The sequence below is a fragment of the Arachidicoccus sp. genome (assembly GCF_050436765.1).
Taxonomy (GTDB): domain Bacteria; phylum Bacteroidota; class Bacteroidia; order Chitinophagales; family Chitinophagaceae; genus Arachidicoccus.
Map to the genome: position 1 here is coordinate 1,861 of NZ_JBNQGD010000319.1, position 18,591 is coordinate 20,451.

The window sequence follows — 18,591 nt, forward strand, 5'->3', positions numbered from 1 at the left end:
CTTTCCGCTACCGCGTAAAAGGCATTATCAATATCTAATGCCAGACGTTCACCAAATAATGCATGATTTCTTTTTGTATAAATAACCGTGCGTTGTTTATTCATCACGTCATCATACTCCAACAAATGCTTACGAATACCAAAGTTATTTTCTTCTACTTTTTTCTGTGCACGTTCGATAGATTTTGTGATCATTCCGCTTTCGATAGCCTCTCCTGCTTTATAACCTGCAAAATCCATCACTTTGGCAATGCGCTCACTACCAAACATACGCATCAAATCATCTTCTAAAGAAACGTAAAACAATGAAGATCCAGGATCTCCCTGACGACCCGCACGACCACGTAATTGCAAATCTACGCGTCGACTATCGTGTCTTTCGGTACCGATAATTGCTAACCCACCGGCAGCTTTCACTTCATCTTTCAGCTTAATATCTGTACCACGACCAGCCATATTTGTCGCAATAGTTATAGCACCAGTAAGACCTGCTTCTGCAACAACTTGTGCCTCTCTGGCATGTTGCTTGGCATTTAACACATTATGCGGAATTTGCTTTTGACGCAACATACGACTAAGCAGTTCACTTATTTCCACCGAAGTTGTACCCACCAAAACCGGTCGGCCTGCATTCCTATATTCCTCAATTTTTTCAATTACAGCACCGTATTTTTCACGCTTTGTTTTATAAACAAGATCATGCTGATCTTCTCTAATTACCGGTACATTGGTAGGAATAGAAACAACATCTAATTTATAAATTTCCCAGAACTCTGCAGCTTCTGTTTCAGCAGTACCGGTCATACCACAAAGTTTGTGGTACATACGGAAATAGTTCTGTAAAGTAACGGTAGCATATGTTTGCGTAGATGCTTCAATCTTCACATTTTCTTTCGCTTCCAATGCCTGGTGTAGACCATCAGAATATCTACGTCCTTCCATTATACGGCCGGTTTGCTCATCAACAATTTTCACCTGGCCGTCAATAACCACATATTCGTCATCTTTTTCAAATAAGGTGTAGGCTTTTAATAACTGCTGAATGGTATGGATACGTTCTGTCTTAGTACTATATTCGTTAAACAGTTTTTCTTTCTTCAACAATCTTTCCTCTGGAGATAAAGTCTCATCTTTTTCCACATTTGCCAAATCAGTCGCAATGTCAGGTAAATTAAAGAAATTAGGATCTTCATTTAAACCAGTCATAGCCTTGATACCCTTATCGGTCAATTCTACAGAATTGTTTTTTTCATCTATATAAAATAAAAGTTCTGCATCCGCTTTAGGCATTTCTCTTGACTGATCTGCCATGTGGTAATTTTCTACCTTTTGCAAAATATGACGCACCCCTGGCTCACTCAAGAACTTAATAAGGCTTCCTGTTTTAGGTAAACCACGATGTGCACGAAACAACGCCAAACCTCCGCCATCTTCCTTTGCATCATCATTACCTTCAGCAATTTTCTTTTTAGCTTCAATTAAGAAGTTGTTACACAATTGCCTTTGATTAGCTACCAAAAAAGCTACCCTATCTTTCAATTCAAAAAATAATTGTGTAGCATTGTCTTTGCCTACAGGACCAGATATAATTAAAGGAGTACGCGCATCATCAATCAATACACTATCCACTTCATCAATCATTGCATAATGATGTTTGCGTTGCACCATTTCATCCGGATTATGCACCATATTATCACGCAAATAGTCAAACCCAAATTCATTATTAGTACCGTAAGTAATATCACACAAATAAGCATTGCGGCGCGCTGCTGTATTTGGCTGATGTTTATCAATACAATCCACCCTCAGACCCAACCATTCATACAAAGGGCCATTCCATTCACTATCACGACGAGCCAAATAGTCATTCACCGTAACAATGTGCACACCTTGTCCGGCTAATGCATTCAAATATGCAGGTAAGGTCGAGACCAACGTCTTACCTTCACCCGTTGCCATTTCAGCAATCTTACCTTCGTGTAAAACCATACCACCAATCAACTGTACATCATAATGTAACATTGTCCAGTTCACCGTCATTCCGGCCGCATCCCAAGTATTTTGATAAATAGCATTTTCACCCTCAATTTTTATGTGCTTTCTATTTACGGCCAATTCACGATCCAAATCAGTAGCCTTAGCCACGACCTGTCCGCTCTCTTTAAACCGACGAGCAGTCTCTTTCATTACGGCAAATGCTTCTGGTAGGATTAACTTAAGCACTTCTTCAAGTTTCTCGTCGCGATCTTTACCCAATTTATCAACTTCTTGGTAAATGGCGTCGCGGCCAAACATATCACCTGCAGGTAATGCTTCTGCAGCATCTTTCTTGGCTTGGATCGTTTCGTCAGTTTCCTTTAAATAATCTGCAATACGTGCTTTAAACTCTGCCGTTTTGCCACGCAATTCATCATTTGAAAGGCTAGCATATTGAACAAAATATTCATTGATTTTACCTACTAAAGGTTGAATCTTTTTTATGTCTTTTTCAGATTTGTTGCCACCTAACAACTTATTTAAAATACCAATCATTATATTTATTTATAAAGGGTAAGAGGCATAACACCTCAAAAAATATTTTCTATTCAATGCCAAATCAAAAACCATACAGATAACTTATTGAAGTCAAAATGACAGTTTTTGAGTCCGCAAAGCTACTAAATTTAATTGTGAATAGATAAGGTAACAGCCCATAATTAAACGTAAAAACTCCTGAAATAAAAGCATTTGATAAAATGTGAGCGCTAAATTTTGCGATTCTGCATGCAAATCTTTACTTTTGCAGCCAAATTAGAAACTTACATGTCAGGGCAGTTAAAAGAGGTTCGCAACCGGATACAGTCAGTACAATCGACACAGCAGATTACAAAAGCCATGAAAATGGTGAGTGCTGCTAAATTGCGTCGTGCGCAAGATGCCATTATACAAATGCGCCCATATGCTCAGAAACTGCAAGAAGTGCTTAGTAACATCATTAGCAGCTTGCAAGGTCAAAGTAATATTAAACTTGCTGAAGAAAGGCCAGTAGAAAAAGTATTACTTATTGTGATTACAAGCGATCGTGGCTTAGCTGGCGCATATAATGCAAATGTTGTAAAAGCAGCAAAACATACCATTGCTAATAAATACCAAAAACAAGCTAACAAAGGCAATGTTTTTATTTGGAGCATTGGTAAAAAAGGTTGGGAAGCTTTTTCAAAAGCAGGCTATAATACGAATGACAAATACAAGGATCTGTTTATTAACTTAAACTTTGCACATGTTCAGGAGGCCGCGCAAGCCGCTATCCAGGCATTTGAAAACAAAGAGTTTGACGCAGTAGAAATTGTTTACAGCGAATTTGTAAACGCTGCCGTGCAAAAATTTGATGCAGAGCCATTCCTTCCCATTCCGAAAATAGAGAAAAAAGCAGGTCAGAAAAATGTGGATTTTATTTTCGAGCCTAACAAAGAAAAATTAGTTGCGGAATTGATGCCCAAAATATTAAATACGCAATTGTATAAGGCGGTATTGGATGCACAAGCAAGTGAACACGGTGCAAGAATGACGGCAATGGATAAAGCAAGCGAAAACGCCAACGAAATTTTGCGTAGTTTGAAGATTTCCTACAACCGCGCACGTCAAGCTGCCATCACAACTGAACTTACAGAAATTGTAAGTGGCGCTGCTGCATTACAAGGATAATATCATTAATAAAAAGAATAAACACAAATTGATTCATTTTAAGCTGCAAGTTTTTTAACTTGCAGTTTTAGTTTATTAGAATATATATGGAATTAAGTCAAATTATCCCGCATATTGAAGCCTTGGTTTTTGCCAGCGAAAGACCTATTACCAGTTTGGAGATAGTTGAATTTATCAACAATGCTTTTGGATTTTTAGAACAAAAAATATCCATCGATCAGGTGGAGATAGCTTTAGAAGGTATTCACGAGAAATACAGCTCTGAGCACTACCCTTTTGAGGTTTTGCAAAGTGGCGGCGGATGGCAGTTTCTTACAAAACCTAACTTTTATAATACCATTGTTCAATTGAACGGTGAGAAATTTCTAAAAAAGTTATCCAACGCGTCGCTTGAAACCCTCTCTATTATTGCCTATAAGCAACCTATCACAAAAGGGGAAATTGAAAGTATCCGCGGCGTAAACAGCGATTACAGTGTGCAAAAGCTTTTAGAAAAAGAATTAATTATTATTTCCGGAAGAAGTGAAGATCTGCCCGGAAAACCTTTATTATATATTACCTCCAAGGGCTTTATGGATTATTTTGGGCTGAACTCTCCTGAAGATTTACCCAAAATAAAAGAAGTGCTGGCGGAACAAATGATAGAGGCTACTGCGCAACTACGAACAACAGAGAATAATGAGGATTTTGAAATTTTTAAGGAAGAAGGATATAATGAAACACACCAAGCTGCAGACACAGAAACAATCACTAAAATTCAAGAACTGCCTTTAGGAGATAATTTACCCGAAGAAGAAAATACAAATAATGAGCAATAACAGTACACCAAAAATTGGCATTATCATGGGTAGTGATAGCGACCTCAGAATAATGCAGGATGCCGCAGAAATTTTAAAAGAATTCCAAATACCTTTTGAATTGACCGTAGTTTCAGCTCATCGCACTCCGGAGCGCATGGTAAAATATGCACAAACGGCCTCAGAGCGCGGTTTGCGTGTAATTATCGCAGGCGCCGGTGGCGCCGCACATTTACCGGGGATGGTAGCCGCACTTACCGTTTTGCCAGTTATTGGTGTACCTATCAAATCTTCTAACTCCATTGATGGTTGGGATTCCATACTATCTATTTTACAAATGCCCAATGGTGTGCCGGTTGCAACAGTTGCGCTGAATGCAGCCAAAAATGCAGGTCTTTTGGCCGCTCAAATTTTGGCAACAACTAATGAAGCGTTGGCCAAAAGGTATGCTGCTTACAAAATGCAAATACAGCATTCTGTCAATGAAAAAATAAATAGTTTAAAAAGTGACTGGCCTAATGAATTTGATAAATAAAATTTGTGAATCAGTCAGGGACTTTTTTCTTGGTTACCTCTTATCAACAATTACGTCGAAGAGTATTCTATCTTTTAATTCGAGATGGCTGTTTAATAAAATAACATGAAGCATGTTTTAGACAATGCAGTATGGAATGCTTTGAATACAGGTAATAGCAACCTTTCTAAAGGTGATGGGCATGTAAAGTTCTTCGATAAAGAAGTTTCACCATTTGTCGGAATGCAGGAAATATCCAACGAGAATTTTAGAACGCTTCTTGCTTCTTGCGATGAAACACGACGATTCAACATATTTGTCGATCAGGAAATAATTATCCCGAATGATTGGAAAATTATTTACAAATCGAAAGTATTGCAAATGGTTTGTACCCAATCAATAAAAAAAACTTCATCGCTTAACAACATTGTGCCATTAACGCAAAAAAATGTAGCAGAAATGGTTGCCCTCACCCAACTTACGCATCCTGGTCCTTTTGAAAAAGAAACGATATTATTTGGGCACTATGAAGGGATTTTTGCAGACCAACAATTGGCCGCTATGGCAGGGCAAAGAATGTTTCCCGAACCTTATGCCGAAATAAGTGCCGTGTGCACGCGTCCCGATTTTAGAAATAAAGGACTAGCTATTCGGTTAATGCAAAGTCAAATTCGAAGGATGCAATCAATAGCCGTAATACCATTCTTACACGTACTTTCAGAAAATATAACTGCTATAAAATTATACGAAAAACTGGATTTTGAGAGAAGAAAAGAATTTATTGTTTATACAATGGAATCCATTTTATAGCCTAGTCTTTGAAGAGGCAATAACAAAAAAACACCGTACTGCTAACCTAAGATCTCATTCAGTACTTTTGCTAAACGTAACCCTCCGTATAGCAATTGCTGATTCAATTTATTTACAAATATATAATCGTAACGATAACTTAACCTGGAATTTTCAGGCGTTCTATCATAGACTTCATCAGCTAATTGATGTGATTGATAAAACCAATCCTCCAAACTACCACTTTGAATCTGCTTAATTTGATTTTTACTATCTATATTCAAAACGTTTGCATATTCAGTATAACTCCACTTTTGAAAATCGATTAATTCGCTATCCCACACACTGTGGAGATTCGTTTTTTTGCCAAACCAATATTCCGTTATCTTGTTTCCACCTGCATCACCCTGGCGTCCCACGTGTAAAGGCTGCTCTAAATCCCCCATAAAATGCACCAAGAAAATCAAAGCAACTTTGCGTTGTTCTATAGACAATGATTTATCCGCCAACTGCTTTTCCATCGCAGGAATTTGCGAGTATAAGCTTTTGTGTGAAATAGTTTTAAGCACTTCTATAAAATCTGTTTCGGATAAATGACCAGGAACATCTACATAGTGCCAGGGGCCTGTAGATTTCCATTTATCTGTAGTATCCGATTTTATAAAGTCAGGCCAGTTTGCCCAAAATGCCAAGGGCTCTTTACCAATCAATTTACGAAGATTCTTTTGCGCTTTTCTAGTAAGGTTTCTTTGGGCAATCTCTGCAACTATTCGGTGCCCGGTAGTTCCCCAAGCATAAGAAAACTGAACAATCATCAACAATGCCACCGTCATTAAAACAAACCTCAACAAATGTTTCATTATGTTCTCTTTTACTTTTTTAAATATTACAGGATAGCAATTTAAATTAGTCTCTTAATCTGTCAGCACTTCTAAGTAGTTTGATGTCTCTGCGAATGCCGCGCATAGCCATTATTAGCGCAACGGGAATAGCAAATACAAATACCGAGGTTAAAGCCATTGTACCACCTGCACTTAAAAAATTGTTATGTACTTCTAGATGATATAAAAAGATCAAGCCTAAACTGAGTAACAGATTTACTACAGTTAAAAGCATTTGTTGTTTTCTGTTTTTGTACGAAAAAATGCTGATAAGTGCAATTACCAAAACAACTATCGTTGTTACAAAAACCGGGATCGAAGGGTTGTGTCCGTTTAAATTCACTTGCGGATGTTGCACCCCGTTATTCATCCAAGTGCCAACATAAAAACTAAATTTGAAGGAAAGCGCCGCCAAAGCCACTACCAACAACAACCACAGGGTTTGAATACGTTGTATCATGATTTTATTATTTTTTGTTTTACAATGGAATATTGGAAGATTTATAATGTCGTCTTTGATCAAACGTTTCAAATTCATCAATCATAACCACTCTATTATTTTCTCATGCCACGCATTGCACCCATTCCGCCCATCATCCCCATGGGCATTTTGCTCATTCCTTTCATCATTTGTCGCATTTGTTCAAACTGCTTCATAAAGGCGTTTACCTCATGCAACTGTTTTCCTGAACCTTTAGCAATGCGATTTCTTCTCGAAGAATCGATACTATCCGGGTTTGCCCGTTCATAAGGAGTCATAGAACTGATAATCGCTTCTACACCTTTAAAAGCATCGTCACTAATATCCACATCTTTCATCGCCTTACCTACACCCGGGATCATACCCATAATATCTTTCAAGTTACCCATTTTCTTTATCTGCTGCAACTGCTCCATAAAATCCTGAAAGTCGAACTGGTTTTTGCGAATTTTCTTTTCTAGTTTTTTCGCTTTCTCTTCATCATATTGCTCTTGGGCTTTTTCTACCAACGATGTAATGTCACCCATGCCCAAAATACGCTGCGCCATACGATCGGGGTAAAATACATCCAACGTATCTAATTTTTCGCCACTACTGACAAACTTAATAGGCTTTTGTACCGTATATTTAATCGTCAATGCAGCCCCACCACGTGTATCACCATCTAACTTTGTTAACACAACACCAGTAAAGTCTAATCGGTCATTAAAGGTTTTAGCCGTGTTCACAGCATCTTGGCCGGTCATAGAATCTACGACAAACAATATCTCATTCGGCTTAGCAGCCTTCTTTATATTTGCCACTTCTTCCATCATCACTTCATCTACTGCCAATCGACCTGCCGTGTCTATAATGATTACATTCTTCGCTTTTTCTTTGGCATATTTAAGTGCATTCTCAGCAATCGAAACAGCATCTTTATTTTCACGTTCGCTAAAAACCTCTACTCCTATTTGATCACCCAAAACATGCAACTGATCTATCGCAGCAGGGCGATAAATATCAGCAGCCACCAGTAAGGGGAATTTGCCTTTTTTTGTTTTTAGATAGTTCGCCAATTTACCGCAGAAAGTAGTTTTACCGCTACCCTGTAATCCGGCAACTAAAATAATGGTTGGTTTTGTACTTATATCAAAGGATGCTTCCGTGCCACCCATTAATTCGGTCAATTCGTCCTGAACAATTTTGACCATCAACTGGCCAGGGCTAATAGCATTAATTACTTTCGCGCCTGTAGCTTTTTCTTTTACTCTATCGGTAAATTCTTTGGCTATTTTATAATTTACGTCCGCATCCAAAAGGGCGCGGCGTATATCTTTTACCGTATTGGCAATATTCAATTCCGAAATGCGCGCTTCACCTTTAAGATTTTTAAACGCACCTTCTAACCGTTCTGAGAGATTGTTAAACATGTAAATTCTATTTCTAAATTATTCGCTGCGAAAATAAGCAATTAAGCCGATTTACAATTGTAGATTTTAATTGTTTAGTGTAAGAATAATATCGCGACTTATAAGGGCTCCCCCTTCGTCCTCTCCCGTTTCCAAACTGCTGACGACTTCATTTTTCAAAATACGTATATTTTTTGGTGAACCGCAACAACATTTATGGCAAAAAACGCCGCCTTCATTATGTCCCGAAACCTTTTAAGCAATACAAGCGGAAAAAATTGCTAGAACCAACAAACTGACGAAAAAACGGAAAATGATAATCTTCGCAAAAGAAAAAGAGGTAGAATGGGAAAGCATTTTGAAGGTGTGCAAATTCTTCAAGAAATCCCCAAACCCAATTTTGTAGATAAGGGAATTACCAATAAGAGTTCACGCAAAATTTATAATGGAAGGCGACACAGAAATCACTTATTGGATAGACAGAAGGTTTTGGGGAAAAGGGATCACTACAACAGCACTTAAAGAATTTCTGGCAATTGAAAAGACCAGACCCATTTTTGGACGAGTTGCTTACGATAATTTCGGCTCACAAAGAGTTTTAGAAAAATGCGGTTTTGTCAGGATCGGTACAGATAAAGGTTTTGCCAATGCTAGGCAAAAAGAAATCGAAGAATCTATTTACAAACTGACATAAAGTTATCATCCGTGTATATGCTCTTTGTTGCCGTATGATTGAATGAGTTCTCCTTCAAATGTAAGCCATTCTTTCCAGCGTTTTTCAACATCAATCATTTCAGTATAACGACGTGCAAAGCCCAAAAAAGTAGTATAATGCCCTGCTTCTGAAACCATTAAATCATGATAAAATTGAGATAATTTTTCATCCTTAATATTTTGGGATAATACCCTAAAGCGTTCGCAACTTCTAGCTTCTATCATCGCCGAAAAAAGTAACCGGTCTATAAGGGCTGTATTTCTGCTACCATCTTTTTTGCAAAACTTGGCCAACTGATTTACATAATGATCTTTACGTTCACGACCAAGAATATACCCTCTCGCTTTAATAATATTGATAACCATTTGAAAGTGCTGCATCTCCTCTAAAGCAATAGCCGTAAGATCGTGCACCAAATCTTCTTTCTCCGAATTATTGGCAATCAACGAAATTGCATTAGAAGCGGCCTTCTGCTCGCACCAAGCGTGGTCGGTTAGCACCTCTTCTAAATTAGCACTAGCAATATTTGCCCAACGGGGGTCGGTCAGTAATTTTAATCCAAGCATAATCATATATTTCAATGCAAAAATAATTATAATTTTCTCTTCCGAATATCTATAAAAGCAAAGAAAATTTTACCCTATCAAGCTTAACACAAACCATTCTTTGTTTGTCTAGCGTTGATGGAACATTCATAATGTGTTGTATTTTTGAAATACAAAATCTTGCAAATGAAATTTTTAAAGATCGTTTCCTCTCTAGTAATAATCACCTTCTGTAATCATATTTCGGGGCAAATAGTGCTGCCTATACCCACTAATATTCAAAAAGCTTTTGATAAAGGCACGCGAAATACAGATGGAAGGCCCGGCAAAAACTATTGGCAAAATACCGCCAACTACAATATCAATCTAAATTTCATTCCAGAAACAAGACAGATTAGTGGCTCAGAAAATATTACCTATACCAACAATAGCCCTGATACTTTGCATGAAATATGGTTTAAACTCTACCCCAATTTCTATCAAAAGGGTGCCGTACGCGCCTCTTCTGTAAAAGCGAGAGACCTTACTGAGGGTGTAAAAATAGAGTCATTCATTGTAAACGGGATTTCCGAGAATGCTGCAAAAGCAAGAATTAATGGAACAAATATGACGGTCCCTATTCAGCCATTACTTCCACAACAGCAAATGAGCTTCACCATCAACTGGTCTTATGTGTTAAACAAAACTTCGCATCAACGTACAGGAGAAGTGGAAGACGGTTCTTATTTTGTAGCTTATTTTTTCCCGCGCATTGCTGTTTATGACGATGTGGATGGTTGGAATAAATTTCCCTACAACGGTTTACAAGAATTTTATAATGACTTCTGTAATTTCAATGTAGCCCTCAGCGTACCTAAAAATTATGTAGTTTGGGCTACGGGTGATTTGCAAAATGCAAGAGAGGTTTTTCAGTCAAAATATGTCTCACGCATTCATAAAGCCGAACAAGAAGATGGCTTCACAAATATTATTGACACCAAAGATCTAAAAGAAGGGAATATAACTGCTGACAACGCAACCAATGTCTGGAAATTCTCAGCTAATCATGTAACCGATTTTGTATTTGCGACGAGTGACCATTATGTGTGGAGAGCTTCCAGTTTGGTGGTAGATTCGTCTACCGGAAGACGCACGCGTGTAGATGCAGCCTTTGATCCCAAGCATAAAGACTTCGAAGAAGTTGCCAGTTTTGCCAGAAAAACAGTGCAGGCAATGAGTTATACATTTCCTGCTTGGCCTTATCCTTATCCACACGAAACTATTTATGATGGCCTCGACCAAATGGAATATCCTATGATGGTAAACGATAATCCGCTACGCAATCGCACTGCAAGTATAGAATTGACGGATCATGAAATTTTCCATACGATGTTTCCATTTTATATGGGTACCAATGAGACCAAATATGCTTTTATGGACGAAGGTTGGGCAACTATTGGCGAGTGGGTAATTTCTCCAATGATTGACAGCACAATTGTAGATGACTATGGAATGAAAAGTTATGACATGGCTGCGGGGAGTGAATTGGATTCCCCTATTATTACACTAAGCACACAAGAAACGGGTGCTGATTATTATCTCAACGCTTATCCAAAACCGGCAATAGGGTATTATTATATACGAGATATGTTAGGAGATAAACTTTTTACAAAGGCTTTACACCATTATATTACTACCTGGCAAGGGAAGCATCCCATTCCTTATGACTTTTTTAATTGTATGAATGAAGGTTCGGGTAAAAACCTAAATTGGTTTTGGAAAAAATGGTTTTTTGATAACGGCTATCCTGATTTAGGGATAGAAAATATCACCAGAAAAGGAAATCGTTACCAAATAATCATTGAATCTAAGGGGAATAAACCGACTCCAGTAGATATAACTTGTACATTTAGCGATGGCTCTACACAAACAATGCACAGAAGCATCGAGGTTTGGGAGAAAGGACATAAAAGCATTTCCCTTAATTTCAATTCAAATAAAAGATTGATAAATGCCAAATTGGGAAGCACCTACGATGCGGACAATAATAGAAGAAATGATATTTTTAGAATGAAATAGCTGAATAAACGACTTGGCGTGACCTATATCCGTAGCAAGGTGTATGCTAAATCCATCTAATTTTATTGTCATGCGCAAAATATTTCGAAGTCTGATAACGAGCCTGGTGTTTTGTTCAATTTTTCCTTGTCATGCACAAAATAAAGCTGCCACTTCCCAATGGCGACCTACTTATCATTTTACGCCCATAAATACGTGGACAAATGATCCCAATGGTTTATTCTATTATAAAGGACTTTACCATTTATATTTTCAAAATAATCCCTTTGATAATATTTGGGGGCATATGAGTTGGGGGCATGCCGTAAGCAAGGATTTGATTCATTGGACACATTTACCGGTAGCAATTGCCGAAATAAATAAAAAAGATACAACTATTTCTATTTTTTCGGGTTCTGCGGTTTTGGATAAAAACAATACAAGCAGTTTTGGAATAAATGGCAAAAGTCCTGTTGTCGCAATTTTTACCGGTGACCTTCCCAAACAAAAAAAAGAAGCACAGTATATTGCTTATAGTAATAATACAGGTGAAACATTTACAATATTTGCCGGTAATCCAGTAATAGATATAAACAGAGCAGACTTTCGAGATCCTAATGTTTTCTGGTACCAGCCAACGAAACAATGGATTATGACGGTTTCATTGGTACACGAACATAAAATTAGAATTTATGGTTCCTCCAATTTAAAACAATGGAATAGGCTAAGCGATTTCGGTCCGGCAGGATATACCGGCCATGATTGGGAATGTCCTTCTTTAATGCCCGTTACTCTTGCCGGAAAGTCTTCAGAAATTAAATGGGTTCTATTGGTTTCCTGTTGGGGGCAAAGAGCTCCTTATATGCAGTATTTTATCGGAAATTTCAATGGAAAAGATTTTAAAAATGATAACCCACAAAGCAAAATACTATCTGTAGATAACGGAGATTGTTTTTATGCAGCCATACCGTGGCGGCTTAAAAACAATAAGCAAGTATTATTGGGATGGCTTACTCCCGGGAAAATAGATACCTATCCTTGGCGCGGGCAAATGTCAATGCCCAGAGATCTTTCTCTGCGTTCTACCCAAGATGGCCTTCGTTTATTTCAAGAACCCGCTTCAATTGTACGCAATAAATTAAAGAGATTGTCTCATGGGCAAGACAACTCTTGGAAGAATATAAAATTAGCAAACCAGATATGGAAGCCGGCAAATATGGATAAATATCAGAGCAATTCTTACTGGATAGAAGCTTCATTTATCATCTCAAAGGCAACAAAACTCGGATTTAATCTTATGCAAGATAGTACGGGGAACCAAGTAGTTGTCGGCTACGACGCTAAAAAGCAAATCTTGTTTGTTGATTGTCGTAATACCCGCAAAAAATACAAATCATCCGAAAATCTGTTTCAAGCTGCCAAATTAAAGTCCGTTAAAGGAAAGATTAACGTTCAAATATTGCTGGATAAATCATCTTTAGAAGTTTTTGGCAATGATGGTCGAGGGGTAATAACAACTATGACTTATCCAACCAGCGATGAAAGAAGAATATCCATATTTTCCGTAGGAAATGCGACCCTCGAGCATATGCATATCTGGGATTTAAGCAAGGCGGACAAACCCTGAGCGGTCAATAAGCAGCGTTGTTTCAAACATCCGCTTTGCCGCCCTCAGATTCACCTTAACTTATTGTCTATCAATACAAGATTCTTTGACCTATAAATAATTTACATTACTTTTCAAATTCAATCTTATTTTATTACCTTTGCGCCTTGAAAACTGCGCAAGGGTATTTTTTGCATTGTTTTCTACAAAATTTTCAAAACATAAATTAATTATGGCGGACTTAAAATTTCAACGCAACTTTGGTATTGCTGCACATATTGATGCTGGTAAAACCACCACCACTGAACGCATTTTGCGTTACACAGGTATGATTCACAGGATTGGAGAAGTACACGACGGTGGTGCGACTACAGACTGGATGGAACAAGAAAAAGAAAGAGGTATCACTATTACATCTGCTGCGGTAAGTTGTAATTGGAGCTTCCCGACAGATAAAGGAAAAGTTACGCCAGATTCAAAAAAATATGCTTTTAATATCATTGATACACCGGGTCACGTAGATTTTACCATTGAGGTAGAACGATCTATGCGCGTATTGGATGGTTTGATTGCTCTATTTTCGGCTGTTGATGGTGTAGAACCTCAATCAGAAACGGTTTGGCGTCAGGCTAACCGTTACAGAGTCCCACGTATTGGTTTTGTAAACAAAATGGATCGTTCCGGCGCTGATTTCTTAAATGTGGTTCATCAGGTGAAAGAAATGTTGGGTGCCAATGCGGTGCCATTGCAATTACCAATTGGCGCAGAAGATGATTTTAAAGGTGTTGTAGATTTAATTAGAAATACAGGTATCATTTGGGACGATAGTACAGAGGGTATGACTTATACAGAAATACCCGTTCCCGAAGATATGAAGGAAGAAGTTGAACAGTGGCGTGCGAAGTTGATCGAATCAGTTGCTGAGTATGACGAAAACTTGATGGAAAAATTCTTCGAAAACCCTGATACAATTAGCGAAGAGGAAGTACACGAAGCTATCCGCAAAGCTTGCATTGATCTAAGTATCGTTCCCATGATGTGTGGTTCTTCTTTCAAAAACAAAGGCGTACAAACTGCATTGGATGCTGTGTGCCGTTACTTGCCTTCTCCAATGGACGTACCTCCAATCGAGGGACACGATCCAGACGATATAGAAAAAGTATTAATACGTAAACCAAACGCGAAAGAACCTTTTGCTGCTTTGGCATTCAAAATTATGACCGATCCGTTTGTAGGGCGTTTGGCATTCTTCCGGGTATATTCTGGTCACCTAGACGCCGGTTCTTATGTTTTAAACGTAAGAAGTGGTAAAAATGAGCGTATCAGCCGTATCATGAAAATGTTTGCCAACAAACAAAACCCGGTTGACTTCATCGAAGCCGGAGATATTGGTGCAGCGGTTGGTTTCAAAGAAATAAAGACCGGAGATACACTCTGTGATGAAAAACATCCAATCGTATTGGAAAACATGTTCATCCCGGAACCGGTAATCGCTGTCGCAATTGAGCCAAAAACACAAGTCGACGTAGATAAAATGGGAATGGCTATTGCGAAACTAGTGGAAGAAGATCCTACATTGCGTGTAAATACAGATGAAGATACCGGGCAGACCATCCTTCGTGGAATGGGCGAATTACACCTGGAAATCATCATCGACCGTATGCGTCGTGAATTTAAAGTAGAGGTAAACCAAGGGGCTCCTCAGGTTGCTTATAAAGAAACTTTCCAATCAACGATCCAACACCGTGAAGTATTAAAGAAACAATCAGGTGGTCGTGGTAAATTTGCCGACATCCAATTTGAAATCGGACCTGCTGAAGTTGAATGGTTAAAAGAAAATGAAGGCAAACATTTCCAATTTGTAAACAATATCGTAGGCGGTTCTATTCCTCGTGAATTTTTCCCTGCTATTCAAAAAGGATTTGAAACAGCAATGGGCACCGGCGTATTAGCGGGATATCCTGTTGACAACATGAAAGTGCGCATTTATGATGGTAGCTTCCACAACGTGGATTCTGATGCAATGTCATTTGAACTCTGTGCCAAATCCGGGTTCCGTGAAGCAGGCAGAAAAGCAAAACCGGTATTATTGGAACCAATAATGAAAGTGGAAGTAACAACCCCTGACCAATATATGGGTGATGTTACAGGTGACCTTAACCGTCGTCGCGGTATGATGGAAGGAATGGATACGCGTGGAAATGCTCAGGTAATCAAGGCTAAAGTTCCTTTGAGCGAAATGTTCGGTTATGTTACGCAGTTACGTTCACTATCTTCGGGTCGTGCAGCCTCTACTATGGAGTTTGACCACTACGCTCCTACGCCTAACAATATCGCTGAAGAAGTGATTGCGAAAAGCAAAGGAAAAGTAAAGAATGAAGACGATTAATTCTCTTTGAATAAATGAAAAACCACTCAAGCTTCGAGTGGTTTTTTTGTATCCATTAGATACTTTTTTCTCAAAGCAAATATTATCTGTCCAACCCCAATAATTTTCGCCCTTCTGCCGTCAGCATACTGAAATTCCATTCGGGCTCCCACACTACATTAATAACTACATCATATTCTGGAAAAGCCATAGAAAGCACATTGCGCACACCCATTTTTATGGCGTCCCCCAACGGACAAGCCTTAGTAGAAAAAGTCATCGTAATAATTATTGTTTCTTCCCCCTCAAACTCAATACCGAAAACCAAACCGAGGTCGATAATATTTACAAAGAGTTCCGGATCCATTACGTTATGTAGTGCCGTTAATACAACAAATTTGTCGTTGTACCGAGGATCATTTAATGCTATTTCCATCTAGAATCTTAGTTTTATGATTTAGTACTTTAGCCACATTTGTCACATAGACAAGGGCTAATATTATCCAGAAAAATAAAGCTATTCTTATCAATACTATACTCACTATACATATGCCGAGGGCCAATAATAATATCGCTCCTAAAAAAATGAAAAATTGATAATGCAGCCATTTTTCATTGTACAATTGTTTAGGTAAAGGCACCCTTACTTTACCATTTAATTTTTTATAATGATCATTCCAAACGATAAAAGGAAGCGTTTTAAAAGTCATCCCCATAATGATTGAACTTATCCATCCTAAAAATAAAAGTGTGCCATAGAGTATCGCCCATTTTGTTCCGGAGAAGAAATAAACAAAGGGAATGAGCAAGCAACTCATAATCAAACACAAAAGTGAAACAAAAGTATGCCGCATAGAAAAATCCACGGCTTTCTTAATTCGGTTGCTAAATACATCATATAAAAAAATAAGCCACAATATAATACCCGAAAAAATTAAAAGCGCATAACATAAAAAACGAAACGAAGTGCCATAGAAAAATCCATCGAGCAGAAATAGAATCAAACCTGTATTTTGCAAAGCAAAAGACCATTTAAGCAAAATCTCTTTCTTTGACTTCCCCAACAAAAACATCGGCACCAATTTTATACTCACACCGGTAATTAATTGTAAAAACCATCCCGCTAACCCTGCATGAGCGTGCAGTTTAAGAATATCCAAATGATTTCCTTTAATAAAGGGGAAGGCAAGATTTATAGCAAGTATCAACCCCAAAGAAACTGTAAAAAGCAGCCAAACAGCCGAGCTTAAAACGAACATTTTCTGAATCGAATATTTGCTACAAATAAGTGTTGTTTGCCAAACATTTATCAAATAAAGGGCGGCAGCGATTACGATACAGCTCCCACCCAAAATCATCCAAAAACCAGTAAAGAAATTCCAAAAAGCAATCACCAATATTGTTACACCAACAGCAAGAAAACAATAGGATAAAAATGATAAACGCTCACTATACAAATCCCTTTCACAAATTACCGGCAACAACTGATAGGCGGCACCAAAAATAATCATCGTGCCCCATCCTAATGCAGCAGTATGTACCATTCCTAAAATATGTGGGTTGAAATAATGAAATAGTAAATCAGGGGCTGCAAAAAAAAGCATAAAAGAAAGCGCTACAAAATACAGCGCACCAGTACCATAGAAAGGAAGCACCGCACTATTTTTAGGAGCATTGCCGATATTAATGGAGGGCATTTTATTTTATTTTTTCTATCAACAACTTTACTTCATTTTCTGCAAAATGAAAGATATGTATTTGAAAACCTTTATCCTCCAATTCATCCAATAAATAGATAGGTACTCTTTTGTGATTTACCAGCAACGATTTATCGGTTGGCATTTTCGCCAGTTCGCTCAAAATGGTCTCCATGGGGCCCGGCATCTCTAAAGTGCGCACATCAATCTCAATTAAGTTTTCCCGAGAATATCTCGCTTTATTTTGTGTAAACACTTCTTCGGGCTCCGTAAATATTTGACTCTTCCTGGGTTCTGCTAATACCGCCCCTTTCTTTCTTTGTTTTAAGAAATAAGTATGAAACTCGTTAGCAGAAATAGTTTCGGTGTAGCATAATGCATTATCCTTCTCAAACAACCGAATCAAAGGGGTAGGCACAAAAGTATTAATGATACATAGGGTTTTTCCAATTTCCACCTCTTTGAATTGTTTCATAATTTCCTTAAGCGGATCGTTGCCAACAGCCAACATTTGGCGTACGTCGAATTGATGGATGTCGGAGTCTTTTAGCGATGTTAACCAGTCCGGTTTGCCTTTTAGCTCTTCCTGTTCGGAATTATTATTTTCTTCAAATTCAAAGCCCAAAGGCTTAAGTACACGGACCATATCCTGTATTTGTACACCACCCATTTTTGCAGCTTCAGCAATGGTAACACGTGAAGCCATCAGTTTGCGCAACATCGGATTTTTTAGCTTCTCCAATACCTTTGCTAAGGAAGCGATAGCATCAATACTTTGTTTATCCTCTTTAATTATCTCCGAAATGCGCGTATCCTTTGTTATTTTCATCTTTATCGTTATTTGAGGAAATAAAAATGCCGCTCAGGATTCCACACCATCCATTCTCACCCCATCTGAGCGGCGTTATTTTCATCAAAAATTATACGGCAATTGTCTCTTCTAATTGCTCAGATTTTGGAAATAGAATATTGTTTTCAAGATGAACATGTTTGATAAAATCACTTTCAAATTCTTGTAATTTATCAAACAAGTATTTATACGACTTGCAAGCAGCAGCCGGTAGCGTCTAATTATTCGTCAACTTCC

16 protein-coding genes are annotated in these 18,591 nt (G+C 38.1%); 8 read left to right on the top strand and 8 right to left on the bottom strand.

Features of this window, described 5'->3' with window-relative positions; genetic code table 11:
* A partial coding sequence (gene secA / locus ACQR30_RS13785; RefSeq protein ID WP_429736098.1) for a preprotein translocase subunit SecA occupies positions 1-2,531 on the bottom strand: 2,531 nt, incomplete at its 3' end.
* Between the two features lie 231 nt (positions 2,532-2,762).
* Between secA and atpG the strand changes: the two genes are divergently transcribed.
* The 4 genes from atpG (at position 2,763) to ACQR30_RS13805 (ending at position 5,804) form a co-directional block, all read left to right on the top strand.
* Complete coding sequence (atpG, locus tag ACQR30_RS13790) at positions 2,763-3,683, top strand: ATP synthase F1 subunit gamma (protein WP_429736100.1); 921 nt, start codon at positions 2,763-2,765, stop codon at positions 3,681-3,683.
* Between the two features lie 86 nt (positions 3,684-3,769).
* Positions 3,770-4,501, top strand: a complete 732-nt coding sequence (gene scpB / locus ACQR30_RS13795; protein WP_429736102.1) for an SMC-Scp complex subunit ScpB — start codon at positions 3,770-3,772, stop codon at positions 4,499-4,501.
* Positions 4,491-5,015, top strand: coding sequence for a 5-(carboxyamino)imidazole ribonucleotide mutase (gene purE, locus ACQR30_RS13800; RefSeq protein WP_429736104.1), 525 nt, complete (start codon positions 4,491-4,493; stop codon positions 5,013-5,015). The genes scpB and purE overlap by 11 nt, the downstream gene beginning before the upstream one ends.
* A 105-nt stretch (positions 5,016-5,120) precedes the next feature.
* Positions 5,121-5,804, top strand: a complete 684-nt coding sequence (locus ACQR30_RS13805) for a GNAT family N-acetyltransferase (protein WP_429736106.1) — start codon at positions 5,121-5,123, stop codon at positions 5,802-5,804.
* A 41-nt stretch (positions 5,805-5,845) separates the two neighbouring features.
* Here ACQR30_RS13805 and ACQR30_RS13810 read toward each other — a convergent pair whose 3' ends face one another.
* The 3 genes from ACQR30_RS13810 to ffh form a co-directional block, all read right to left on the bottom strand.
* Positions 5,846-6,643: a S1/P1 nuclease gene (locus tag ACQR30_RS13810; protein WP_429736108.1), complete on the bottom strand. Its 798-nt coding sequence runs from the start codon at positions 6,641-6,643 to the stop codon at positions 5,846-5,848.
* Between the two features lie 46 nt (positions 6,644-6,689).
* Positions 6,690-7,124, bottom strand: coding sequence for a DUF4293 domain-containing protein (locus tag ACQR30_RS13815; RefSeq protein WP_429736110.1), 435 nt, complete (start codon positions 7,122-7,124; stop codon positions 6,690-6,692).
* A gap of 95 nt (positions 7,125-7,219) precedes the next feature.
* Positions 7,220-8,557, bottom strand: coding sequence for a signal recognition particle protein (gene ffh / locus ACQR30_RS13820; protein WP_429736112.1), 1,338 nt, complete (start codon positions 8,555-8,557; stop codon positions 7,220-7,222).
* A gap of 424 nt (positions 8,558-8,981) precedes the next feature.
* On the opposite strand from ffh, the gene ACQR30_RS13825 reads away from it, so the two are divergent.
* Positions 8,982-9,230 (top strand): GNAT family N-acetyltransferase, encoded by a 249-nt coding sequence (locus ACQR30_RS13825; protein ID WP_429736114.1) that lies wholly within the window; start codon positions 8,982-8,984, stop codon positions 9,228-9,230.
* 5 nt (positions 9,231-9,235) lie between these two features.
* On the opposite strand, the gene ACQR30_RS13830 is transcribed toward ACQR30_RS13825, so the two are convergent.
* Positions 9,236-9,817 carry a tRNA-(ms[2]io[6]A)-hydroxylase gene (locus ACQR30_RS13830; protein WP_429736116.1) on the bottom strand — a complete coding sequence of 194 codons (582 nt, stop codon included), beginning with the start codon at positions 9,815-9,817 and terminating at the stop codon, positions 9,236-9,238.
* A 165-nt stretch (positions 9,818-9,982) separates the two neighbouring features.
* Here ACQR30_RS13830 and ACQR30_RS13835 point away from each other — a divergent pair, with 165 nt between their 5' ends.
* From ACQR30_RS13835 to fusA, 3 genes are all read left to right on the top strand, one after another.
* Positions 9,983-11,854 carry a M1 family metallopeptidase gene (locus ACQR30_RS13835; protein ID WP_429736118.1) on the top strand — a complete coding sequence of 624 codons (1,872 nt, stop codon included), beginning with the start codon at positions 9,983-9,985 and terminating at the stop codon, positions 11,852-11,854.
* 70 nt (positions 11,855-11,924) lie between these two features.
* On the top strand, positions 11,925-13,460 hold the full coding sequence (locus ACQR30_RS13840; protein WP_429736120.1) for a glycoside hydrolase family 32 protein: 1,536 nt from the start codon (positions 11,925-11,927) through the stop codon (positions 13,458-13,460).
* A gap of 211 nt (positions 13,461-13,671) precedes the next feature.
* A complete protein-coding gene (fusA, locus tag ACQR30_RS13845) occupies positions 13,672-15,828 on the top strand; it encodes an elongation factor G (protein WP_429736122.1) in 2,157 nt (718 codons plus the stop codon).
* Between the two features lie 82 nt (positions 15,829-15,910).
* Here fusA and ACQR30_RS13850 read toward each other — a convergent pair whose 3' ends face one another.
* From ACQR30_RS13850 to ACQR30_RS13860, 3 genes are read right to left on the bottom strand one after another with little or no spacing between them, the layout of a single operon-like run.
* Entirely contained in the window at positions 15,911-16,243 is a 333-nt protein-coding gene (locus tag ACQR30_RS13850; RefSeq protein ID WP_429736124.1) for a metal-sulfur cluster assembly factor, read from the bottom strand.
* Positions 16,224-17,504 (bottom strand): hypothetical protein, encoded by a 1,281-nt coding sequence (locus ACQR30_RS13855; protein WP_429736126.1) that lies wholly within the window; start codon positions 17,502-17,504, stop codon positions 16,224-16,226. Before ACQR30_RS13855 ends, ACQR30_RS13850 begins: the two co-directional genes overlap by 20 nt.
* Before the next feature lies 1 nt (position 17,505).
* Complete coding sequence (locus ACQR30_RS13860; RefSeq protein WP_429736128.1) at positions 17,506-18,333, bottom strand: DUF2249 domain-containing protein; 828 nt, start codon at positions 18,331-18,333, stop codon at positions 17,506-17,508.
* Positions 18,334-18,591: the final 258 nt, after the last annotated feature.